General features: G+C 49.0%; 21 protein-coding genes and 3 riboswitches. Of the genes, 8 read left to right on the forward strand and 13 right to left on the reverse strand.

All coding sequences use genetic code 11. The features are described from left to right. Positions 1–12 precede the first annotated feature (12 nt). The 3 genes from KNP94_RS13545 to prfA are packed head-to-tail and all read right to left on the reverse strand — an operon-like array spanning position 13 to position 2,914. Entirely contained in the window at positions 13–1,011 is a 999-nt protein-coding gene (locus KNP94_RS13545) for an L-threonylcarbamoyladenylate synthase (RefSeq protein WP_088837979.1), read from the reverse strand. Then, complete coding sequence (gene prmC / locus KNP94_RS13550; RefSeq protein ID WP_214811540.1) at positions 1,008–1,856, reverse strand: peptide chain release factor N(5)-glutamine methyltransferase; 849 nt, start codon at positions 1,854–1,856, stop codon at positions 1,008–1,010. Before prmC ends, KNP94_RS13545 begins: the two co-directional genes overlap by 4 nt. Then, positions 1,856–2,914: a peptide chain release factor 1 gene (gene prfA / locus KNP94_RS13555; protein WP_214770987.1), complete on the reverse strand. Its 1,059-nt coding sequence runs from the start codon at positions 2,912–2,914 to the stop codon at positions 1,856–1,858. Before prfA ends, prmC begins: the two co-directional genes overlap by 1 nt. 177 nt (positions 2,915–3,091) lie before the next feature. On the opposite strand from prfA, the gene KNP94_RS13560 reads away from it, so the two are divergent. From KNP94_RS13560 to treC, 6 genes are all read left to right on the forward strand, one after another. Further along, complete coding sequence (locus tag KNP94_RS13560) at positions 3,092–3,460, forward strand: GntR family transcriptional regulator (RefSeq protein ID WP_088837981.1); 369 nt, start codon at positions 3,092–3,094, stop codon at positions 3,458–3,460. Further along, complete coding sequence (locus tag KNP94_RS13565; RefSeq protein ID WP_215115839.1) at positions 3,454–4,320, forward strand: ATP-binding cassette domain-containing protein; 867 nt, start codon at positions 3,454–3,456, stop codon at positions 4,318–4,320. Before KNP94_RS13560 ends, KNP94_RS13565 begins: the two co-directional genes overlap by 7 nt. Then, entirely contained in the window at positions 4,313–5,278 is a 966-nt protein-coding gene (locus tag KNP94_RS13570) for a hypothetical protein (protein WP_088837983.1), read from the forward strand. The genes KNP94_RS13565 and KNP94_RS13570 overlap by 8 nt, the downstream gene beginning before the upstream one ends. 50 nt (positions 5,279–5,328) lie before the next feature. Next, positions 5,329–6,036 (forward strand): trehalose operon repressor, encoded by a 708-nt coding sequence (gene treR / locus KNP94_RS13575; protein ID WP_214894440.1) that lies wholly within the window; start codon positions 5,329–5,331, stop codon positions 6,034–6,036. A gap of 470 nt (positions 6,037–6,506) precedes the next feature. Beyond that, positions 6,507–7,946, forward strand: coding sequence for a PTS system trehalose-specific EIIBC component (gene treP, locus KNP94_RS13580; protein ID WP_214770981.1), 1,440 nt, complete (start codon positions 6,507–6,509; stop codon positions 7,944–7,946). 25 nt (positions 7,947–7,971) lie between these two features. Then, positions 7,972–9,615 carry an alpha,alpha-phosphotrehalase gene (gene treC, locus KNP94_RS13585; RefSeq protein ID WP_214767778.1) on the forward strand — a complete coding sequence of 548 codons (1,644 nt, stop codon included), beginning with the start codon at positions 7,972–7,974 and terminating at the stop codon, positions 9,613–9,615. Positions 9,616–9,812: 197 nt separating this feature from the next. Here the strand turns inward: treC and KNP94_RS13590 are convergent, their stop codons facing one another. From KNP94_RS13590 to ribD, 7 genes are all read right to left on the reverse strand, one after another. Continuing rightward, a complete protein-coding gene (locus KNP94_RS13590; RefSeq protein WP_215115840.1) occupies positions 9,813–11,174 on the reverse strand; it encodes an alanine/glycine:cation symporter family protein in 1,362 nt (453 codons plus the stop codon). Positions 11,175–11,337: 163 nt separating this feature from the next. Further along, positions 11,338–12,102, reverse strand: a complete 765-nt coding sequence (locus KNP94_RS13595; protein ID WP_214805807.1) for a DUF6612 family protein — start codon at positions 12,100–12,102, stop codon at positions 11,338–11,340. A gap of 72 nt (positions 12,103–12,174) precedes the next feature. Continuing rightward, on the reverse strand, positions 12,175–14,826 hold the full coding sequence (locus tag KNP94_RS13600) for a putative bifunctional diguanylate cyclase/phosphodiesterase (protein WP_251132669.1): 2,652 nt from the start codon (positions 14,824–14,826) through the stop codon (positions 12,175–12,177). 279 nt (positions 14,827–15,105) lie between these two features. Then, entirely contained in the window at positions 15,106–15,567 is a 462-nt protein-coding gene (gene ribH, locus KNP94_RS13605; RefSeq protein WP_214808901.1) for a 6,7-dimethyl-8-ribityllumazine synthase, read from the reverse strand. Between the two features lies 1 nt (position 15,568). Then, positions 15,569–16,753 carry a GTP cyclohydrolase II gene (gene ribA, locus KNP94_RS13610; RefSeq protein WP_215115863.1) on the reverse strand — a complete coding sequence of 395 codons (1,185 nt, stop codon included), beginning with the start codon at positions 16,751–16,753 and terminating at the stop codon, positions 15,569–15,571. Then, on the reverse strand, positions 16,753–17,379 hold the full coding sequence (gene ribE, locus KNP94_RS13615) for a riboflavin synthase (RefSeq protein WP_088837992.1): 627 nt from the start codon (positions 17,377–17,379) through the stop codon (positions 16,753–16,755). The genes ribA and ribE overlap by 1 nt, the downstream gene beginning before the upstream one ends. After that, positions 17,364–18,410 (reverse strand): bifunctional diaminohydroxyphosphoribosylaminopyrimidine deaminase/5-amino-6-(5-phosphoribosylamino)uracil reductase RibD, encoded by a 1,047-nt coding sequence (ribD, locus tag KNP94_RS13620; RefSeq protein WP_215115842.1) that lies wholly within the window; start codon positions 18,408–18,410, stop codon positions 17,364–17,366. Before ribD ends, ribE begins: the two co-directional genes overlap by 16 nt. Positions 18,411–18,568: 158 nt before the next feature. After that, a riboswitch (FMN riboswitch) is annotated at positions 18,569–18,713 on the reverse strand. 152 nt (positions 18,714–18,865) lie between these two features. Then, positions 18,866–18,970, reverse strand: a riboswitch (SAM riboswitch). A 215-nt stretch (positions 18,971–19,185) separates the two neighbouring features. Next, a riboswitch (SAM riboswitch) is annotated at positions 19,186–19,288 on the forward strand. A gap of 60 nt (positions 19,289–19,348) precedes the next feature. Here ribD and KNP94_RS13625 point away from each other — a divergent pair. After that, entirely contained in the window at positions 19,349–20,107 is a 759-nt protein-coding gene (locus KNP94_RS13625) for an alpha/beta hydrolase (protein WP_215115843.1), read from the forward strand. Between the two features lie 183 nt (positions 20,108–20,290). Here the strand turns inward: KNP94_RS13625 and KNP94_RS13630 are convergent, their stop codons facing one another. Beyond that, entirely contained in the window at positions 20,291–20,908 is a 618-nt protein-coding gene (locus KNP94_RS13630) for a thymidine kinase (protein WP_034801409.1), read from the reverse strand. 182 nt (positions 20,909–21,090) lie between these two features. On the opposite strand from KNP94_RS13630, the gene KNP94_RS13635 reads away from it, so the two are divergent. After that, positions 21,091–21,741: a DedA family protein gene (locus tag KNP94_RS13635; RefSeq protein WP_214767790.1), complete on the forward strand. Its 651-nt coding sequence runs from the start codon at positions 21,091–21,093 to the stop codon at positions 21,739–21,741. Positions 21,742–21,776: 35 nt separating this feature from the next. On the opposite strand, the gene KNP94_RS13640 is transcribed toward KNP94_RS13635, so the two are convergent. Further along, positions 21,777–22,022: a type B 50S ribosomal protein L31 gene (locus tag KNP94_RS13640; RefSeq protein WP_012371588.1), complete on the reverse strand. Its 246-nt coding sequence runs from the start codon at positions 22,020–22,022 to the stop codon at positions 21,777–21,779. 97 nt (positions 22,023–22,119) lie between these two features. After that, on the reverse strand, positions 22,120–23,484 hold the full coding sequence (gene rho / locus KNP94_RS13645; RefSeq protein WP_029331794.1) for a transcription termination factor Rho: 1,365 nt from the start codon (positions 23,482–23,484) through the stop codon (positions 22,120–22,122). Positions 23,485–23,672 lie beyond the last annotated feature (188 nt).

The raw sequence follows: 23,672 nt of genomic DNA on the forward strand, positions 1-23,672 counted from the left end.
TATCCTCCTTCTTTACGGGCGAATGATCCGACCACCTGCTGCCTTATGGAGCCGATTTCGGACTGCTAGCCCAACCCCTTCTTCTGATAGGTCCCGTACAAAAATCTGATCCACCGTCGTCTGATCAAATCGCCGTAAACAATCGTAAAGACGCTGTGCCGCTGTTTCTGCGGTCGTGCCGAGGAAACAGCGGACATCTGCTTCGACGTCTTCTCCGTCAAAGAGAATGACGCCGGTCTTTTGTCCGGTTTGGCGTGCTTCATCGATGAGCTGCTGCAGGAAAGAGAGGTCGCCCGCCACGACGGACAGTGTTGCTTCCGGTGCGTAGTGCGTGTACTTCATTCCCGGTGCCTTCGGTGTTTTATCTTTCATCGATAAAGCAGGATCGAGTGCCACGGTGCCGATCTCGCCTTCCAGCTGCTCACGTGTGACGCCGCCCGGTCGTAAAATGACCGGAGGTGTCATCGTACAGTCGATGACGGTCGATTCAACACCGATACCGGTTTCTCCCCCATCGACGATTGCTGCGATTCGTCCCGAGAGGTCATAGGCGACATGTGCCGATGACGTCGGAGAAGGTTTTCCGGAACGGTTGGCACTCGGTGCCGCTAACCCTAGTCCTGTCGCTTCAATCAATTGAAGTGCAAGAGGATGGTCCGGCATCCGTAATCCAATCGTATCAAGTCCTGCGGTGACGAGGCTTGAAGCGGTTCCGTTCGATTCTAGAATGATCGTCAAGGCACCTGGCCAAAACGTATCCATCAAACGTTTCGCGACAGCCGGAATATGAGTGACGAACTGCTCTGCCTGTTCGATTGACGCGACATGGACAATCAATGGGTTGTCGGACGGTCGGCCCTTCGCGGCGAAGATTCGCCGAACGGCCGTCTCGCTCGTCGCATCCCCCGCAAGACCATAAACGGTCTCTGTCGGCATCGCGACGACTTCCCCTGCTTTTAATAAGTTTACTGCTACATCCAGTGTCTGTTGATCGATCATTTCCGTCTTCACTCTGTACAATCCTTTCGTTCCGCATACACGATACGGTCTTTACCGTTTATATCTTTTAAAATACCCGTTTCCGCAGTAGGATAACGCTCTTTTAACATCATTTGCACTTCACTTCCTTGATTGTGTCCGATTTCAAACACAATCAAGCGAAAATCGTCCTTTAAAATACGTGTGCTGCCGTCAATCAAGCGACGATAAAAGACGAGACCGTCTTTTCCGCCGAACAGCGCGAGATGAGGCTCATGGTCAAATACGACGTCACTGAGCAACTCATCTTCTTCAATATAAGGCGGGTTCGAGACGAGGACACGGACCGATTGATCGGCGAGCGGCTCAAGCAGATCCCCTTGTAAAAAAGTTACGTCGCCGCCAAGTGCCGCTTGATTTTTTTTCGCGACCGCAAGTGCGTCTTCTGAAATATCGACCGTCGTGACCGGCTGTCTAAGCTCGAGCGCGAGTGTGACCCCAATCGCTCCGCTTCCCGTTCCGATATCGACGATTTCACCCGGGTGGAACGTCTCCCCGCCTAAACGACGGACGACGAACTCAATCAATTCTTCCGTTTCCGGACGGGGAATCAGGACAGCTGGCGTAACCTGAAAATCGCGTCCATAAAAGGGTTGGTACCCGATCAAATGTTGGACGGGAACACCATTGACGTGTGCCAGTAAGTATTCGCTGAATAACAGGTCATCGTCCGGCGATAATTCGTCCGAAAGTCGCACGAGCAATCCCGTCCGGTCGACTTGTAACACATGCATAAGTAACCATTCGGCACTCGACGCCTCGCGTCCTGCCGCGGCTAACATCGTTTGTGCTTGATTCAATCGTTTCGCAATCCGCATCAGTTCGCCGCCTCCGATGCCCGTGCCTGGTACTCCATCACGAGCGTGTCGATGACTTCATCCATCTCGCCTTGGAGAATCCGGTCGAGCTTTTGAATCGTCAAGCCGATTCGGTGATCCGTCACCCGGTTTTGAGCGAAGTTATACGTCCGGATCCGCTCGGAACGGTCGCCCGTCCCGACAGCTGATTTGCGTTTTTCATCGTACTCGGCCTGCTGTTCGCGTTGAATTTTATCATAGACGCGTGCTCGTAACACTTTCATTGCTTTTTCTTTATTTTTAATTTGCGATTTCTCATCCTGACAGCTGGCGACGATTCCTGTCGGCACGTGTGTCACGCGGACAGCGGATTGTGTCGTATTGACGGACTGACCGCCGGGACCGCTCGATGTAAACGTATCGACGCGGACATCTTTATCGTGAATTTCGACTTCGACATCTTCTGCTTCCGGCAAGACGGCGACGGTCGCTGTTGATGTATGAATCCGTCCGCCTGACTCTGTCGAAGGCACACGTTGGACGCGATGGGCGCCGTTCTCATATTTCAGTTTCGAGTACGCCCCTGTCCCTTTGACGATGAAGATGATTTCTTTATAGCCGCCGAGTTCCGTGTAGCTCGCATCGATGATTTCGATTTTCCAGGCTTGTTTCTCAGCAAACTTCGAATACATCTTGAAAAGATCAGACGCAAATAAGGCTGCCTCGTCGCCTCCTGCCGCACCCCGAATCTCGACGATGACGTTTTTGTCGTCGTTCGGATCCTTCGGTAAGAGTAACGCTTTTAATTTCGTTTCGAGTTCCTTGATTTCCGGCTCCAGGATTGTCACTTCTTCTTTCGCGAGGTCCCGCATCTCGGGATCCGTCAACATTTGACGTGCTTCCTGATAGGCTTCCATCTTATCGCGGTAAACGCGATACGTTTCGACGGTCGGCGCGAGCTGGGATTGCTCCTTTGAGACCTCTCGTAATTGATTCGTATCATTAATGATCGCCGGGTCAGCCAACTGATCATTTAATTTTTCATAACGGTCCTCTAACGCACTTAATCGATCCAACATAATCGGTCATCCTTCCTGACGGTTCTTCTATCGTCAGTATAGCAAATATTTAGAACGTCAGTAGCAAGACCTCCTCGCGACCGACACTTCCGTCGTCAGACCGGTAGTTGACGTCAGACGGTCATTTTCCTATAATTAGTGTACTAATTGAATTAATACACTTAAGGAGGTGGAAGGATGTTTACCGTTGATCCGAAAAGTCCGCTCCCGATTTACGAGCAACTGGTCACGCAAATCATCCGCGCGATTGCGCGGGGAATCCTACGGTCGGGCGAACAGATGCCGTCGGTCCGCGATCTTGCGAGCACGTTACTCGTCAATCCAAACACTGTCTCCCGTGCTTATCAGGAACTCGAAAGCCGAGACTTTATCGTGACGATGCGAGGAAAAGGCTCCTTCGTCTCGGATTTGCCGCTTGACCAAGTCAAACAAGCTGCCATTCAAGAGCACATCACGACGCTTTGCCTTGTCGCGAATGAACTATCGATTTCAAACGAAGAACTTTATCAGTTACTCATACAACACAGGGAGGATTCATCATGTTGACCGTGTCACATTTAACAAAACAAATCGATTCGACGATGATTTATGAAAACGCCTCGTTCACATTGCCTGCTGGTACGATCACAGCATTGATTGGACGAAACGGCGCCGGAAAAACGACGTTATTGAAAACACTTGTCGGGGCACTCGAACCCTCGCGCGGGAAAGTCGAATGGAACAACCAGTCAATCCACGACGTCCCGGCAGCACGGAAGCATCTATTTCTCGTCCCCGATTCCATCGGCGTCTACCGTCAGATGACACTCGGATCACTGATTGAGTTTTATCAGGCTTTTTATCCGAACTTCGAACGGACCTATATCGAAAACTACTGCCGCTCGTCGAACCTCGATCGTGGTCGGAAAGTGACGTCGCTCTCGAAAGGACAGGCGCAACTGTTCTTGCTGCAACTCGCGTTTGCGACGAACGCCCCTGTTTTGTTACTCGACGAACCGACAGACGGACTCGACCGGATTAATAAGCGCAACTACTTACAGCAACTGGTCTCTTTACTGACGGAGCGTCAGACAGCCGTCTTGATTGCCTCACACCAACTCGAGGAACTCGATACGCTCGCGGACCGCGTGATGACGATCGAACAGCACCTCGTCAAGGAACCGAAGACGCTCGACGATGCAAAAGCGAGCATGCAAAAATGGCAAGTCGTCTACGAGATCGTCCCCGAGCTGAAGCACCATGACATTCATGTCCTGACACAAACCGGACGCGTCGTCACCTTACTCGTTTTATCGGAAGCAGGAAAGCTTTACTTAGAGAAGACGAATCCCTTATTAAAGGACGCCTTACCGGTTCAGATGGAAGACTATTTTTTAGGAACGTTCGGAGGAAATCGTCATGATTAAACAATTGATTCGTTATCATATCAAACAAGGCATTTGGCCGCTCGCGACGTTCTTTTTACTCGCAATCTTCAGCTACGGCTTCAGCAGTTTCTCCGCCATCGAAAATTTCGATACGTATCGTCTTGATGCAAAACCAAATCTCTTGCAAACCGTACTCGTCAGCCCGATTTTCGCCGGTTTCGGAGCGCTTTTGATTGCCGTCTTCGCCATTTTGATGGTTGGTCAAGAACGGGGCAGCGGACGCAGTTTAATCCTCCATGCCTTACCGATTCATAAAAAACATCTATTCTTCATTAAGTTGAGTATCGGGGCCGCCGTATTGATCATCATTCCAATCCTCGGCTTTTTCTCGAGCTGGTTCATCTTACAAGGCATCGGCGGCATCCATCCGTTTGATTACGTCACTTTGAGTGATCTCACATATGACTTTTTTAAATTCTTCATCTTCGATATGACCGTCTTCGCCATTTTCTTGTTCGCAGGAACGATTGCGGGTGATATCATCGGTCAGCTCTTAATCGGGATGTTCCTGTTCTTTTTGAATTACTTCACGTTTTTTGCCATCGCTGCCGTCACGACACTCGGTTTCGGACTTAAGGATGATTTCACATCGTCACTGGATTTTTTGATGACGGTCACAACCCCGTTCCCGTTGTTGTTCCAATCGAATGACTTAACCGGTCCTGCGATTTACAGCGCTGCTTTGACGATCCTGCTTCTCGTCATCAGCCGTCAGCTTTATGTGCGTAGCGAAAACGAGCGACTCGGTCGCTTTACCGTCTTTCCGAAGTCGCATCCGTTTTTCATCATTCTCTTTACGGTCTATACGACGTTCATACTCGCTGCCGTCATCGGCGTCATTTCGTCCGAGAATCAAATCCTGTATTGGCTCGCCGTCTTGATTCTCGCCTGGCCTGCCTTCAGTTCCTACCGCCGGATGATTGGGTGGAGTCGCTGAATCCGTGCTACACTTGTTTCAAATCTTTTAAATAAGGACGGTCTACACCCATGCCAAAATATCTTCAAATTTCCCAACAACTCGCCGCCCGGATTCAGGATGGATCATTACCTGCTGAAACGAAATTACCGTCAGAAACGGAATTGATGGCAGAATTCTCTGCGAGTCGCGGGACGGTCCGTAAGGCAATCGATGCGTTGCTCGAAAAAGGCTTTGTTCGTAAACAACAAGGCAAAGGCGTCTTCGTCTTGAGTCAAGATGCGATCGAGTTTCAGTTCAATGGCATCGTCAGCTTCTCGGAAGCCCATCAAAAAATGGGGCAACACGAAGTTGAAACGGACGTTTTGTCTTGCGACGTCATCGATGCGACGGATGAGCTCGCTCAGTTATTCAGTGTAAAAAAAGGAACATCGATCACACGAATCAAACGGATTCGAATCATCGACGGGGAACGCGTCATTTTTGATATCAACCACTTCGTGACAGAACTCGTCCCAGGACTCACTTCAGCGGTCGCTTCCGGCTCGATTTATACGTATATCGAACAGACGTTGAACCGGCAAATCAGCTATGCGAAACGAAAAATCGAAGCGCAACCTGCGACAGCTGAAGATCGGGAACAACTCGACTTAGAAGGGACGACGCATGTCATCGTCATCACGAATGACACGTATTATTATGAAGGGCAACATTTCGAACATACGGAATCGCGCCACCGTCTCGATAAATTTCAATTTACGGATATCGCGCGTCGATAGACCGCAAGATGACCGCTCAAAAGACGATTCGAGACAGAATGCGCTCTAAACCGTTTGCATGCCTGGATTTTCCTCATGGTATGACCTGAAAAGCGTTACGTTTCGTTGACTCCTACGGAGAAAAGTGCGTTTTTAACGCACTTTCAGAGGCAGGCAAGACCCTGCTCGTTGTCCGTGAGGATCAAGGAGCAACGGCTTGCGCCTCGCCCGAGGAACGCAACGAAAACAGACGCTTGATTTCCCGATAGCACGTTGTCTACAGTCTTAAACCGCCTCCCGATTTTGTCGGAGAGGCGGTTTTTATCTTGATTCAGAAAGGATTGAAGTATCCTCTTCTTCAATCTCTTTAAACTTATCTATATAAGTTGTTGACTTAACTTATATAGATAAGTTAAGATGAATTTGCGCAGATAAGAAAACGTTTTCATTTCAAGTGATGTCTTCAGTTCAATCCAAAAGGAGAATGAGAGATGAAACCTAATTACCGTCAAATTGCTGAACAACTCATCGAGCGAATCGGTGGGAAAGATAATATTGAGCAAGCCGCCCATTGTGTGACGCGGCTCCGCCTGACACTGAAAGATCAAAGCCTCGTCGAACAAGATGCCTTACTCGAAGTCCCGCTCGTCAAAGGGGCATTCTTGAATGCCGGCGTCTATCAAATCGTCATCGGTGCGGGGGATGTCGACCGCGTCTATGCCGAATTCATTCAATTGACCGGATTAAAAGCAACGACCATCGCCGACGTCAAATCGTCCGGTGCCTCTAAGATGAATCCGTTCCAGAAACTGATTAAAGTCTTCTCCGACGTCTTCATGCCGATCATTCCTGCCATCATCGTCGCTGGTCTCTTGATGGGGATCAACAATCTCTTCGGGATCGAGTTCGGCGGAAAAACGATGATTGACCGCTACCCGAACCTCCAGGGGTTATGGGATTTAATCAACATGATGGCGAACACCGCCTTCGTCTTCTTACCGGCACTGGTCGGCTGGTCGGCGACAAAACGGTTTGGCGGGAGTGAAATTCTCGGGATCGTCATGGGACTGATGCTCGTCCACCCTGATCTCTTGAACGCTTGGAACTATGGACAAAGTGCGTTAAAAGGCGAGATTCCGACATTCAACATACTTGGTCTCTTCGAAATCGAAAAGGTCGGTTACCAAGGTCAAATCCTGCCTGTACTCGCAGCGGCCTATGTCTTAAGTACGATCGAGAAATGGCTCAAGGAACGTGTTCCGAATGCAATCCAGCTCCTCGTCGTCCCGATTACGACGATTACTTTAACTGGTTTCCTTGCCCTCGCTGTCATTGGTCCCGTCACGCGTCAGCTCGGCGACTGGATCACGATTGGTGTCGTCAATACGTTCGAAGCCGTCCCGCTGCTTGGTGCCTTGTTGTTCGGTGCCCTCTATGCACCACTCGTCATCACGGGGATGCACCATATGTTCATCGCCGTCGACCTTCAACTCATTGGACAAAGCGGTTCAACCTTCATCTGGCCGATGATCGCCATCTCGAATATCGCTCAAGGATCAGCAACGCTCGCCATGCTCTTCCTCGCAAAAAATGCGAATGATAAAAACATGGCTTCGACGTCCGCGATCTCTGCCTACTTCGGAATTACGGAACCGGCGATGTTCGGTGTCAACTTACGCTTTAAATATCCATTTTATGCAGCACTCGTCGGATCAGCAATTGCGTCTTCCTTCATCGCTGTGAGTGGTGTCTTAGCTCCTGCGATTGGTGTCGGTGGTTTACCTGCCTTCATCTCAATCGTTCCCGGATCGATTTTATCGTTCATCATCGGTATGGTGATTGCGATTGTTATCCCGGTTGTCTGTACGTTCCTGTTCCATTACGTCTCGACGAAACGCGCACGAAAAGCGGCACTCAAAGATGCTGCGTAACTGTTTTTAGAAAGGTGTGACTTGTATGACGCTCACAACGACCGACTGGCGGAAATCCGCTGTTTATCAAATCTATCCGAAAAGTTTTTACAGCCCGGAAGGAAAAGCGACGGGCACACTCCGTGGCGTCACGGAAAAACTCGACTATCTCGCGTCACTCGGCATCGATTATTTATGGCTGACACCCGTCTATGCCTCACCACAAAATGACAATGGGTATGATGTCAGCGACTATTATGCGATTGACCCTTCTTACGGGACGATGCAAGACTTCGATGACCTGCTTGCAGAAGCAACAAAACGTGATTTGTCGGTGATGATGGATATCGTCGTCAATCACTGTTCAACGGAGCACGACTGGTTCCAGCAAGGACGGAATCCGGACAGTCCGTATCATGATTATTTCATTTGGCGGGATGAACCGACCAACTGGCAGTCGAAGTTCGGTGGTCCGGCCTGGTCGTTTGATGAAGTCGCCGGCAAATATTATCTTCATTTGTTCGATCAAACCCAAGCCGATCTCAACTGGGAAAACCCGCGTCTTCGCGAAGACATCTATCAGATGATGCAGTTTTGGCGCGACAAAGGGGTCCGTGGATTTCGCCTGGATGTCATCAATCTCATCTCGAAGGATCAATCGTTCCCCAATGATCCGACTGGAGACGGCAGAACGTTTTATACGGATGGACCTCGTGTCCATGAGTACCTCCAGGAAATGAATCAACGTGTGTTTGACGGTTATGACTTGATGACGGTCGGTGAGATGTCCTCGACGACACTCAATCATTGCCGGCAGTATTCAAATGTCAGCGAGGAAGAGTTGAAGATGACCTTTAACTTCCACCATTTAAAAGTCGACTATCCGGACGGTCAAAAATGGACAGCCGCACCATTCGATTTTCTTGAGTTAAAACGGATCCTGTCAGACTGGCAAGTCGGGATGCAGGGAAAAGCGTGGAATGCCATCTTTTGGTGCAACCACGACCAGCCCCGTGTCGTCAGCCGGTTCGGTGACGATACCGTCTACCGCGTCGAAAGCGCGAAGATGCTTGCGACGACGTTACACGGTCTACAAGGCACACCGTATATTTATCAAGGTGAAGAAATCGGGATGACGAATCCGGATTTCACGGATCTTACAGATTATCGTGACGTCGAAACATTGAATCTCTATGAAGAAAAAATTGTTCAGGGCGAAGCACCTGAACAAATTCTTGCGGCAATCCGCCAAAAGTCACGCGACAATGCCCGAACACCGATGCAATGGGACTCGACGCTTCACGCCGGTTTTTCAGAAGCAACGCCGTGGATCGACGTCGCTCCGAACTATACTGACATCAATGTCAAAGCGGCCATCGCTAATCCTGATTCGGTGTTCCACCACTATAAAAAGTTGATTCAATTACGAAAACAATATGACGTGTTGACAAACGGAATGTATCGTCTTCTCACACCGGACGACTTGTCGATTTGGGCGTACGAACGAACGACAGAGGACGAACAGCTGCTCGTCCTCTCGAACTTCTACAGTTCAGAAACGACGTTCACGTTACCAGAGACGATGTCGGACGCCGACGTCTTGATTCAGAACTATCCTGATGTCGCACAAGACGGGCGCAACGTCACATTACGTCCATATGAGTCGGTCATGTTCTACCGGACCACTTAACGACTTGAAATGAATAAAGGGAGGTGGATTTCCAGTGTATGATCTGGAAATCCGCCTCCCTTTCCTTTGTGAACGATAAGAATTTGCATAGAAACGGCCGATGCTTCCGTAAAAAGTCGGAAGCGTCGGCCGTTTGATGGATTGTGATCTGACTCCTGCGTCGGATTCACCTCCAAAAGAAATGATCGCTTTTGGATTCAGGAGGCGTTTCGATTTGCCTGTTCTTTTTTCAGCTGTTCGCGGAACAACCTCGTCTCGGCAATGACGACGCCGGACAGACCAAGCAGACCAAGCAAGTTCGGGATTGCCATCAAACCGTTGAAGACGTCCGAGATGGCCCAAACCATGTTCAAGTTCGTCGTCATCGCGCCCAGTCCGGCGACGAGAACAAATACGACGCGGTACGGCACGATTGATTTTTGACCAAAGAGATAATAAATCGATTTTTCACCGTAATACGACCAGCCGAGGACTGTTGAAAAGGCAAACAAGACAAGTCCAATCGTGACGATATACTTTCCGGTCGGACCGAGGAACACTTCAAAACTTGCAGTCGTCAATTCGACTCCTTCTAATCCGGTCCCGATTTTTCCACCCATGACGAGCGTCAATCCTGTCATCGAACAGACGAGAATCGTATCAAGGAAGACTTGTGTCATCGAGACGAGTGCTTGTCGTCCCGGGAAATCGGTTTTCGCAGCCGCCGCCGCGATTGGCGCTGAACCGAGACCCGCCTCATTTGAGAAGACGCCTCGGGCGACACCGTAACGAATCGCCGCCCCGATTGCACCACCCGTAATCGCTTCATTCGAGAACGTGCTGCTGAAAATTGTTGAAAATGCCGCTGGAATCAAGTCATAGTTCATGATCAGGATCAATAAACCACTTCCGACATAAAAGAAAATCATGAATGGCACGAAAAAGCTGACGACTTTCCCAATCGATTTGACACCACCCAAAATGACGCCACCTGTTGCGACCATTAAGACGATTCCGGTCACGTAGAGCGGTACATCGAACGTTGACTTCATCGCGAGCGCGACCGAGTTCGTTTGAACCCCGTTACCAATCCCGAAAGCGGCAATCGAAGCGAAAGCGGCAAATAAAATCCCGAGCCACTTTTGCTTGAGCCCCCGTTCAAGATAGTACATCGGCCCTCCGGCCATCTGCCCCTTTTCATCGACGACACGGTATTTGACGGCGAGAATCGCCTCCGCATATTTGGTCGCCATGCCGAATAATCCGGATAACCACATCCAGACGATCGCACCTGGTCCCCCAAGGACGACAGCTGTTGCGACACCGACGATATTCCCCGTACCGACCGTTGCTGCCAGTGCGGTCATTAATGCCTGAAAATGACTGATGTCCCCTTCCGATTGTTTCGAGTCCTCTTGTTTCGTAAACGCGAGCTTTAACGCATAAGGAAGTTTTGTAATTTGAATGAATCCTAAACGAATCGTTAAGTAAATGCCTGTTCCGACTAATAGGATCAGTAACGGTGCTCCCCAAACCAAATTTGACACCGAACTTACCCACTCAGTGAATGACGTTCCCATGCTTTTCCCCCCTCTGCAATTCGTATGTAGACTTTCCCATTTTTTCAGAATTGACAGAATACTGTCAACCCTATTTCCTAAGTTCCCCTTTCAGAGATGTTCCACACATGAAAAAAACGCCGACCTCCTCCGGCGTGTCACGTCGGGGAAAATCGGCTGTTCGTCATTGGTTCATATCAGTAATCGATTGGGCCTCTTTTGCCTCTTCCGGCAGCTCAATCGACTCGATGGCATTGAATTTCGAAAACGTGGATTCATTCGTCATCTTAAAGGTCGTGCCTTCTGTGATTTCAAACTCCATCGTCATATCGAGCGACTTCGGATAATACGTCTTTGCGTCATATGTCATCGTATATTCCATCTTTTTATAATCCACTTGATCCATCATCTCTTTCATCTGCGCCATCTGTCCCGATTGTTCGAGCGCGTCTTTCATGAAGTTTTTCAAGTCGTCCCCCGTCAAGTCCACATCAATTTGATAGAGTTCACCTTTTCTTTCGGCTGTCCAATTGTCTTTATACTTCTTCAACAGTTTCAGGTTCTGATCGGTCGAGACGGATGATTCCATGATGTCATTCATCTCCGAGATGTCTTGGACAAACCATTGCCCGTCCTGTGCGATATACATCTTGTCGTCGAGCATATAGCTCTCCATTTGTACATCCGAGCCATCTTCGACATTCTTCATCTTAATCGTTTGATGCATCGTATAGGGTTTTTGAATGACATCTGCTGCGACTTGCTGACTGACAGGCAGACCGCCGACTTCTGAAAAGATGTCGCTCTCCATATGAAACGACTGAATGTCCTCCTGTGCTGCCGTCGCCTTTTTTAACAGTTCACTATTCGACAGGTCGTCTTGACTGCATCCGGCAAGACCGACCGAAGAAACCATTGCCAGCGAAAAAAACCATCTTCCCTTCTTCATGTGCGTTCCCTCCTCGTTTACCTGTGTCTACGAGTCGATTTTGGAAAAAGTTTCAAACTGATTCGGTTACGCTTAGCGCTGATCCGGATAGAGCAACGGCTCAATGGCTTCAGGCCGCATCGGACGACCGAAATAATAACCTTGCATCCGTGTACACTTCAAGCGATTCAAGACGTTGACTTGTTCGAGCGTCTCGACCCCTTCCGCGATGACTGCTACATCCAGCGATTTTGCTAAATGAATGATGGAGGAAATCATCGCATACCCACTCGTCTCGATATTGATTTTTTCAACAAATTCACGCGGAATCTTTAACGTATCAATCGGGAAATCGACGAGACGGGATAATGAGGAATAGCCTGTCCCGAAATCATCAATCGAAATCGTGAACCCCAGCTCTTTCAAACGATGCATCGTCTTGACCGTATCCTCGATGTCTTCGACTGCCGATACCTCCGTGATTTCTAAATCGATTCGCCTCGGGTCGACGTCTGTTTCTGCTAAAAGTTGCATCAGCGTCAGGACGAACGTTGGGTGATGGAACTGTTGCATCGATACATTCAAGCCTACCTTCAAGGCGATGTCTGCCTGTTCCCAGCGCTTCGCCTGCAAAAAGCCTTCACGTAAAACCCATTCGCCAAGACGAATGATCATCCCCGCTTCTTCCGCGAGGGGAATGAAATCGTTCGGTGAAATCATTCCGAGCTCCGGATGATTCCAGCGGACCAACCCCTCGACACCGACCATCTGATACGTGATCGTGTCGACTTGAGGTTGATAATACAAGACGAGTTGATTCGTCTCAATCGCATGGGGGAGCTCCGACTCAAGTCGTAGCCGGTATGACGCCGCTTCCGCAATATCATCAAAGAAGACGACCGTTTTTCCGCCTTTTGCCTTTGCCTGATACATCGCTAAATCCGCTTGTTTTAATAACGTCACGACATGTTTCGGTTCCGTTCTTTGATGGCGAACTACTCCGATGCTCGGGCTCGAGACGACTTCAAGTCCTTCAATATTGTACGGGATGCTCAACTGGTTAAGAAGGCGCTCAGTCCGGGTTCTCGCCCCTTCTTCCGACACGATATGACGGAGAATGACCGTGAATTCATCGCCCCCTTGTCGGGCGACGACATCTTCGATTTCTGTCGCGCGGCGTAAGCGTTCTGCGACTTGAATCAGCAATTGATCGCCGATGTGATGTCCAAACGAGTCATTCACGAGTTTAAAATCGTTTAAGTCGATGAAGCAGAGAATGATTGTTTCTTGACTTTGTTCTTGCTCGACTAAATGGTGTAACATCTCTTCGAAATACTTTCGATTGACCGCTTTCGTCAAGTGGTCATAGTACGCAAGCTGATGGATTTTCAATTCATTTTTCCGCATGTCTGTGATGTCACGACCGATGCCGAACAAACCAACAAGTCGTTTTCGGACACGAATCGGAATTGTCGTCACGCTGAGCAGGACATTGTTGCCACCTTCCTTTCGAAACACAGTCTCGAATTGTTCAGCGCTCATCTTATCTTGATCCGCCATGGCAGAAGTCCCTTTTCCAAGCAATTGATCGTACGACCGACCAATCAACTCGCTCTCACAATGTTCCGTCAGTTTTTCGAATGATGGGTTCGCACTTTCAATTTGTCCTTTCAAATCAAGAGAATAAACGGCATCCGGATGATACGTAAAGAGTGATTCATAACGTTCCTTACTCTCTTCCAACTCATCCGCCTTATGGTGGATTTCTTGAATCAATTGATGGTTACTTAAAATCATTAAAATTTGCCGGACTAAAATTAAGAGAATCGTCACCCCGCAACCAATCATCAATCCATTTAAGGCATCTCCCCGTTGCGCATAAAACAGCATTGTTGAAAACAATAGAAGTACGAGGAAATACGGTAAAAACAATCGCCCGAGATGCAAGGATTGCCTTTCTTCCTGCTCGACTCGGATATGTTCCATCGTCACTTCTCCCGCGTGACCGGAAATCGCGACTAACAATAAACTTAAAATGAATAACGGATCAATCGCTGCGGTATTCTCATACCCATGGATGGTCGTCATATATAGAAAAATGGTATCGGCGATAATCTGAATTAATATTCCGATTAATAAAAAGGAAAAACAGGTCGGTCGTGTGACAGTTTGTCGTTTTTCGATTAAGAAGTAGATGCTGATGACACAAAACAGCAACACGACATCATTCATCGGATACGCGAACGCGACGAAGTTTTCCGCTGTCGACGCTTGCCCATCCGCTAAAGAAGGACGAACCAAGAAAAACCAGCTGTATGTCACAGCGACAGTCATGACGATTAAAATATCAAACACGAATCGAATCAATTGATGTTTCGTCACGTATTTTCGAATCAAATGAAGAAATGCCATAAAGAAAAAGAACGATTGCAACATATAAAAAGGGTCCGGCAGACCGGGAAAAGGAACGGCAACCTGTTGGATATTTTCATAAGACATCCAAATCAGTTCCGCAATCAGATAACTTCCTGTTCCGAAAGCAAGATAGAGAAAAAACCGACCTTGGTCCCGACCATTCGTTCGATATGTGTGCAGTAAGAATAATGTTGCAGCTATACAGCCTATGATAGAAAAAATGTTATTCCCCCACGATGCCAGTTCCGGTCGATCGGCATAAAACCAGATCCAACTATAATAGCTCAAACTAAATAAAAGAACGCCGTACACGTAATGAATCCGCTTCATGTTCATTCGCCCCCCTTTCTTCCAAACCTCTAAGTTTTCCGTACTTTTATTATTATACGGTGGTTATACCATCCCGTGTATGCGTGACCATGAATTATTGACAAAAAACAGAAAACTTTCTATCGCATGTAAGAGGGGCGCGACCTCAAAAAGGAATCGCTCATTTTCCACGCGCTTTCCTGCAGGAGTCGCGTGAAACGAGTGATTCCTTTTGAACGATCTAACAGGTGGCGGATTGACTTTTACGTCCGTCCCCGTTTTACATCCGATAGAGAAACATTACTGAAAACTGCGTAACAAGTTCGCCATCTCGATGGCAGAGACCGCCGACTCATATCCTTTGTTCCCTGCTTTCGTGCCGGCCCGTTCGACCGCTTGTTCAATCGAGTCCGTCGTCAATACACCAAAGATGATCGGAACACCCGTCTCACGCGACGCACCGGCGACACCTTTCGCGACTTCATTGCAGACATAATCGTAATGCGACGTCGCACCGCGGATGACGGCACCGAGTGTGATGACGGCATCATACTTACCGCTTTTCGCCAGTTTTTCCGCGACGAGCGGAATCTCGAATGCGCCCGGCACCCACGCCGTATCGACGTTATCCGCTGCGACACCGTGACGACGGAAGGCATCGTTTGCTCCTCCGACTAATTTAGATGTGATCAATTCATTAAAACGTGCTGCGACGATCGCAACCCGGAGTCCTTCGCCCGTTAAAAATCCTTCGTATACCATCTTATTTTCCTCCTTCGAGATCGAGCAGATGCCCGAGCTTCGTCTGTTTGGTTTTGAGATACTGGTGGTTTTCTAAATTTGCCGGTACTTCATGGGGAACCCGCTCAAGCACGGTGATGCCGTACGTTTCGAGCGCTTGCTGTTTATCCGGGTTATTCGTCATCAAACGGATTTTCGTGACACCGAGATCCTGAAGCATCGCTGCTGCGACGGCGTAGTCGCGTAAGTCGGCTGCAAATCCGAGCGCATGATTCGCCTCGACCGTATCGAGTCCTTGTTCTTGGAGCTCATAGGCTTTCAGCTTCGCCATCAGACCAATCCCCCGACCTTCTTGCCGCAAGTAGAGGACAGCGCCGCCTTCTTGTTCAATCCGGTCGAGCGCCGCGTCGAGTTGCGGACCGCAGTCACACCGTTTTGATCCGAAGACGTCACCCGTCAGACATTCGGAATGAACGCGGACGAGCATCCCGTCTTCTGCTTCACCTGATAGCACCGTGACATGTTCCTTGGCGTCAGGTGTCGTATAACCAAGCATCCGAAACGCCCCGTGCGTCGTCGGTAACAAGACTTCCGCTTCACGGCGGACAGAGCGCTCGAGATAGCGGATGAGAGCATCGATCGTAATCATTTTTAAATCATGTTCTGCTTTATACGTCACTAAATCATCAACCCGTGCCATCGTCCCGTCGTCTAAAATGATTTCACAGATGACGGCCGCTTCGGCGCTTCCCGCGAGCCGTGCCAAATCAATCCCTGCTTCCGTATGACCACGCCGGACGCGAACGCCGCCTTCGTTTGCGATCAACGGAAAGATGTGTCCGGGACGCTTGAACTGCTTTGGACCATCCGTCAACATCCGCTGAATCGTCATTGCCCGTTCCGCTGCACTGATGCCGGTTTTCGCATCTTCATGATCAATGCTGATCGTAAAAGCCGTTCCGTTCGGATCCGTGTTGACATCTGTCATCGGCCGGAGTTCGAGTCGTGTTGCGATATCCGGACTGACCGGGACACAGACGAGTCCTTTGCCGTAAGTGATCATGAAGTTAATCATCTCGGGTGTCGCATGTTCCGCAAGTAACACGAGATCCCCTTCGTTCTCACGGTTTTCATCGTCACAGACGATGATCGGTCGTCCGCGTTTTAAGTCATCCACTGCTTCTTCAATCGAATCAAATCCGTTCATCATGCTTCGCCTCCTAAAAATGCCGACCAGTCCGTTTTCGCATCCTTCTGCGTAAAGTGATAGAGATGTTTCGCCATCAAGTCACATTCGATATTGACGAGGGCACCCGTCTGCAAGCGATCGAACGTCGTGACTTGGCGTGAATGGGGAATCAATGAAATCGTCACCGCGTCGTTTCCGACATGTTGCAGTGTCAGGCTCGTCCCATTAATCGCAATCGATCCTTTCGGAATACAGTACTTGCTCCAGTCGCCTGCCTCAAAACGGTATTCCATCGCTTCACCGTCCGGTCGCCGGCTGAGAAACCGAGCCGTCCCGTCGATATGCCCGCTGACGAAGTGACCACCGAACCGTCCATTCGCCGGCATCGCGCGTTCGAGTTGAACGGCTGCTCCGACCCGTAACGTCTGAAGCGACGTCGCTCGGATCGTCTCATGGACCGCATCGGCCGTGAATCCGCTCTTCGTCATCGCCGTCACCGTCAAACAAATGCCATCAACGGCAATGCTGTCGCCAATCTTTGTTCCGTCAAGCACTGCTGTCGCTTCAATCTCGAGCGCCAGCCCGTTCGGACGGGGGACTTTCCGTTTTATTGTGCCAAGTTCTTCAATCAATCCGGTAAACATGTCATCCTCTCCTTTCGTACATACTGGAGATGGACGTCCTGTCCGATTTGGTTCATTTTCACTAAATCAAAACGGTCTTCGATGTCCTGTTCCGTCGTCAGAGACTTTGTCCCACTGAAGAGGGACGGTGCCTGATAGAGTTCGATCGTATCCACGAGATCCGCTTCTAAAAATGCGGATTGAATCGTGGGACCGCCTTCAATCAACAGACTGCGAATACCTTGTTCATATAAAAGTTCGAGGATTTGGTCCGGTGTCGCATACGTCCCGACGAAAACCGTCACGTTCTCGCGCTCTGTCGTACGCGGCTGTTCCGTCAGCCAGTACGTCGGATTCAAGCCATCGTTTAAGACTTGGAATGTTTCAGTCAGGCGCCCGCGCCGATCGACAATGACACGGACCGGTTCGATGCCGGTCGAACTGCGCAACGTCAGTGCCGGATCATCGATGATCACCGTGTCGCTTCCGACGAGAATCGCATCGTGCGTCCCGCGTAACTGACGTCCGTCTGCGCGCGCCACTTCTGAAGTGATAAAGCGTTGTTCACCCGTCGCGACCGTCCCGTTCATCGTTTGTGCGACTTTCACTGTGACGCGTGGCCGTTTTCGTTCGATCGCCGTCCAAAATGGTTCATACAGTGCCACTGCCTCGTCTTTTAATAAACCGACTTCGACGTCAAGTCCCGCTTCCCGGAGACGTGTGATGCCGCTTCCTGCGACGAGCGCGTGCCGGTCCTCTGTCGCGACAAAGACGCCGGCAATCCCGGCTTTTAGAATCGCTTCCGTACACGGCGGTGTTTTACCGTGATGATTGCACGGTTCGAGTGTCACGTAGAGATCGGCTCCGCGTGCTGCTTCACCTGCCATGAGGAGCGCTTCGACTTCGGCATGGGGTCCTCCCGCATAACGGTGGGCCCCAAAACCAACAATCCGCCCCTGTTTGACGATGACGCAGCCGACACTCGGATTCGGGCTCGTTTGACCGTTTAACATGTGTGCTAGTTGCATCGCATAACTCATGAATGTTTCCATTTTTTCCGCTCCTTTCAATAAAAAAGACGCCTCCTGTAAAAGGGGCGTCGTGATTGAAGGATTGACGAAATAAGCGTCTCGCGTTTCTGTTTTTACACATACAGAAACAGACCTTTCCCTGAAAACATTTTTTCAGAAAATGGCAGCAAGCGCATTGTTTCGTCCTTCTCCCATCCGGACTTTACCGTCGGCCCTGGAGTCTCACCAAGTCAGCCACAGTGCGTACACTGCAGGTCGCGGGCTCATCGATTTATCAATCGCATCACCGCCGGTTGGGATTTTCACCCTACCCCGAAGAACTGGTTATTGAGTTATACAGCTCAAGACTAGCACAGGTCATTCTAAAATACAAAATGAATTGTATTTCATTCTCTTTTTTTAGGAAAACATCAAAAAAAGGACCCTTCTCTTAAAAGAAAAGGATCCTTCCATCTGCACTAAGGCAGAATCCGCTCCGCTCATCTTTCAGACAAACGTCTGACGGAATTGGCACAGTACGACGTAAGAAGTCTGTTGCCGAGGTTTCGTAGGGCCAGTCCCTCCACCTCTCTCGATAAGTGCTACGGTATGAAGTTCATATGTGTGATGTTTCAAGTCGTTCTTATGTCGTGAATCTAATGCTTACACTACGGGGATTCCTTTCTCAAGTCAACCATATTTTCAAAATTAAACCAAATTACCCAGTTTATCAATTTCGACTTCTTTTTGACGTCTTGACAACGTATTTCAATCAATGCTATCCTCTTCACAATGATTATTCCGACAATTCCTATACGATATATCAAGAGTGGGCGAGAGATCTGGCTCTACGAACCCACGGCAACCTGCAACATGCAAGGTGCTCCGACCAGCAAAGCCGATGCTTTGGATGATACTTACGAGAATCTCGTAGTGCGCCTAAAGCACTACGAGTTTTTTAATAGAAGGAGGAACCCTTTATGAATTCATCATCACCCGTCCTGTTTGGCGCAGAAGCTTTTTTGATTGAACGAGGTCCAATCGGTATTTTACTGTCTCACGGTTTTAACGCAACCCCTCAAAGCGTCCGTACTGTCGGAGAGCAGTTTGCCGCCCGAGGGTTTACTGTGTATGCCCCGCGTCTCGACGGACACGGGACGAGCATCCGTGATTTCGAAGCGTCGACTGCCGAAGATTGGAAACAAAGCCTCCGCCAAGGGTTCGACGTCTTAACCAATCATTGTTCGTCCATTTTCATCGCCGGACAATCGATGGGTGCAACACTTGCCCTTGCACTCGTCGCGGAAGGATTACCTGCTGACGGATTGATTACGATCAATGCAGCGTTAGCGATTCCTGCCTATGAAGCATTATCTTTTGAAGACTGTCCACGCTACTTAAAAGAAAGTACCCCAGACATTAAACGTGAAGCGTTTGAAATCATCTATGACCAGGTCCCTGTCGTCTGCGCATCGGAACTTTTGACCTTGATTGACCAGACACGTCCACTCTTACCAGCCATCGAGATTCCAACACTTATTTTATATTCTGCCGAAGACCATGTCGTCCCGCCTGAAAGTTCGGATTACCTTTATCAAGTCATCGGTTCGACGGACAAACGGAGCTATTGCCTGCTTGACTCCTATCATGTCGCGACCCTCGATTATGATCAAGAAACGATTGTCCGCGAGGCAACACACTTTGTACACCAATATAGTCGTTTGACCCACACCGGTTGATGTCTTTCCTGCGCGAAAGCAAGGGATGAAGACTGTTTCGATGCGTGTTTCAAGCATCGACTAAGCCGTCCAGAACAATATGAATGCGCAAAAAAAATGACCGATGCCCCCTTGAAACGATGGGAGTATCGGCCATTTGATTGATGTGGTCCTGACTGATGAATCAGTCCTTCGTTTACTTCATCAGTTCTGTTGCTGTTTCTTCCATTGTTGCAGGGCTTGCGATTTCCCCGGCACTTCATGGCAGTGGCGGCAACGCGGCTCATACGACTCTGACGCGCCGACTAAAATGATTGGATCATTGTAGTTGGCAGGTCGACCGTCGATTAAACGTTGCGTCCGCGATGCCGGGTCACCGCACGACAGGCAGATCGCCTGCAGTTTCGTGACGAACTCTGCCCGTGCGAGAAGTTCCGGCATCTTACCGAATGGTTCCGCCCGGAAGTCTTGATCGAGTCCGGCACAGATGACACGTTTTCCGTCCTGCGCGAGGGCCTCGATGACATCGACGATTTCATCATCAAAGAACTGAACTTCGTCAATCGCGACCACTTGTGTCTCTTGTGCGACTGCCGCGTACACGTCACGGCTCGTCGCCATCGGTACCGCGATGACAGAGTTGCCGACGTGCGAGACGACATGTTCTTCATGATAACGGTCGTCGATTGCCGGTTTAAACACTTGGACCGGCAACTTCCCGTACTGAGCCCGGCGAACGCGTCGAATCAATTCTTCCGACTTACCAGAGAACATACTTCCGCAAATCACTTCAATCCAACCATACTGATTTATTACATGCATCATTGCAGACACCGTCCTCTAAAATTAGTCACTTTAACGAGTATAGCCCGAATCGAATATAAGGAAAAGAGTTGACTTCTCGAAATCAAAAATCCATCCGTTCATTCCCATGATTCCCCACCTTGTCGTTTTAACCAGTCCTCATTTCCTGTACACTATAGAAGAAGAATTTATGAAGGAAGGTGTTCCCGATCCATCACATATTACATGAAGTGCTTCATCAATATGGTTCATTCGGACTTGCGATCCTTCTAGCCGGGGGGATCATCGGGCTTCCTGTTCCGGATGAAACGTTACTGATCATGTCCGGTTTTTGGATGCATCAAGGCAATTTACCCTTAATCGGAACGATTCTCGCCGCTTACGCCGGAAGCTGTATCGGGATGACGATCAGCTACCTGCTTGGTCTGAAACTCGGAATGCCGTTGCTTCATCGAATCGGACCGAAGTTTCGCATTTCTGAAAAACACATTGTCACGGCAGAAGCCGGCTTTCTTCGTTACGGCAAGTCGGTCTTGATTATCGGTTACTACATACCTGGCCTTCGCCAACTGTCCGCTTTTTTTGCCGGTGTTTCGAAGATGCCGTTTCGGGTTTTCGCCGTCTATGCGTATACCGGGGCTTTGATTTGGATTAGTGTCTTTCTCGGCGCAGGTTTTTTCCTCGGCCGACATTTTTCCTTCAGTCGTCTCTTCGAACAATTCGCGACAAATCCTGACTTGCTCCCGTATATCACCGGCATTGCCGGCGCAATCGGCTCATCGTTCGTGTTGAAGACTTACCTGACCTATCGCGCCCAGTTCAGTCTATACAAAAACAGCCTGCTCCAGTGATGGAGACAGGCTGTTTTTTAATGGATAGGTCGCAATTACTTGCGGCCGTATTTTTTGTTGAAGCGATCGACACGACCGTCTGCAGCGTTGAACTTTTGACGACCAGTGTAGAATGGGTGCGAGTCCGAAGACACATCCACGCGGATGAGTGGGTACTCGTTTCCATCTTCCCAAGTGATTGTTTCGTTCGAAGAACGAGTAGAACCAGTTAAGAATTTGTACTCAGTAGTTGAATCCATAAATACAACTTTGTTGTAGTTTGGGTGAATTCCTTGTTTCATGGTTGATTTCTCTCCTTCCGCCCTGGTTCATTTGCTGAGCCAGAGTAAGTTACCTTCCTATACTAAACGATTTTTCATCGTCTCGCAATACCTATTTTCAAGTCGGTGTATCTGTTTTGATCGTCCGTGGTTTAGCTGCTGCCCGGCGAATCGGCTTCTTCTTTTCCTTCAACAGTTCAACGAAGAATTCTTCATTATTTTTCGTATCCTTAATCTTGCGCAAGAAACTGTCGACGAACTCGTTTGATTCATTCATCGTCCGACGAATCGTCCACAACGCATCGAGTTGATCTTTCGGTAGGAGCAACTCTTCTTTCCGTGTGCCGGATTTCCGGATATCGATCGCCGGGAAGATGCGACGCTCTGATAGTTTCCGGTCAAGATGAAGCTCCATGTTGCCGGTCCCTTTAAATTCTTCATAGATGACATCGTCCATCCGTGAACCGGTCTCAACGAGTGCTGTCGCGAGAATCGTCAAACTGCCGCCATGTTCGATGTTCCGTGCTGCTCCGAAGAAACGTTTCGGTTTATGGAAGGCAGCCGGGTCAATCCCCCCTGATAAGGTCCGTCCGCTTTGCGGGACGGTCAGGTTATAGGCACGCGTCAGACGTGTGATCGAGTCCATCAAGATGACGACATCTTTTTTATGCTCGACGAGACGCATCGCCCGCTCAAGGACGAGTTCTGAAATCCGGACGTGGTTATCCGGTGTCTCATCAAACGTCGAACTGACGACGTCTGCTCCCGGTACGGAACGTTCGATATCCGTCACTTCCTCCGGTCGTTCATCAATCAAAAGAATGATTAACTCAACATCCGGATGGTTGACTTGAATCGAATTCGCAATCTCTTTTAACAAGGACGTCTTCCCCGCCTTCGGTGGTGCGACAATCAATCCGCGTTGCCCGAATCCGACCGGCGCAATCATGTCCATGACACGAACCGACAGATGACGCGGTTCTGTTTCAAGACGCATTAAACGATCGGGGTAGATCGGTGTCAGCGCAGGGAAGAATAAACGGTTTCGTGCCGTGTCCGGCGCTTCTCCATTCACTGCTTCAACACTCAATAAACCTTGGAAACGTTCATTTTCCTTCGGTGGCCGGACTTTTCCCGTGACGACATCTCCATTGCGAAGATTAAAACGACGAATTTGTGAAGCGGCGATGTAAATATCTTCAGAGGATTGTGAGTAGTTGATGGGACGAAGGAAGCCGAAACCACCATCGTTTTGCATCTGTGGATTGCCGGGGATGACTTCAAGCACCCCTTCGAGGAAGTAGAGACCGGTTGATTCTGCTTGTGCTTTTAAAATCTTGAACATTAACTCACGCTTTCGCGCTTCCCGGTATTGCGGAACATTTTTTGCTTTCGCAATTTCATATAGATCCTTCAATGTCAGATTACCGAGTTGGGCAAGTGTATAGGAACGTTCTGGTTTATCGGTTTTTTCAGTTGGCATATGCATTCACCTATTCTTTATAAATTCAACAGCAAAGTTCTGTAACGTATTTAATGATAAAGCAAAAAAATCTTTTGTGAATTAAAGGTATCACATATCTACCACTTTCGTCGTGATTTAGCGAATGGAAATTTCTTCTTTGTAATATTCCACGATATTATTGCAGTTATATTACAGAAAAGCGGTAT

It is taken from the genome of Exiguobacterium sp. s80, assembly GCF_018618725.1.
Taxonomy (GTDB): domain Bacteria; phylum Bacillota; class Bacilli; order Exiguobacteriales; family Exiguobacteriaceae; genus Exiguobacterium_A; species Exiguobacterium_A oxidotolerans.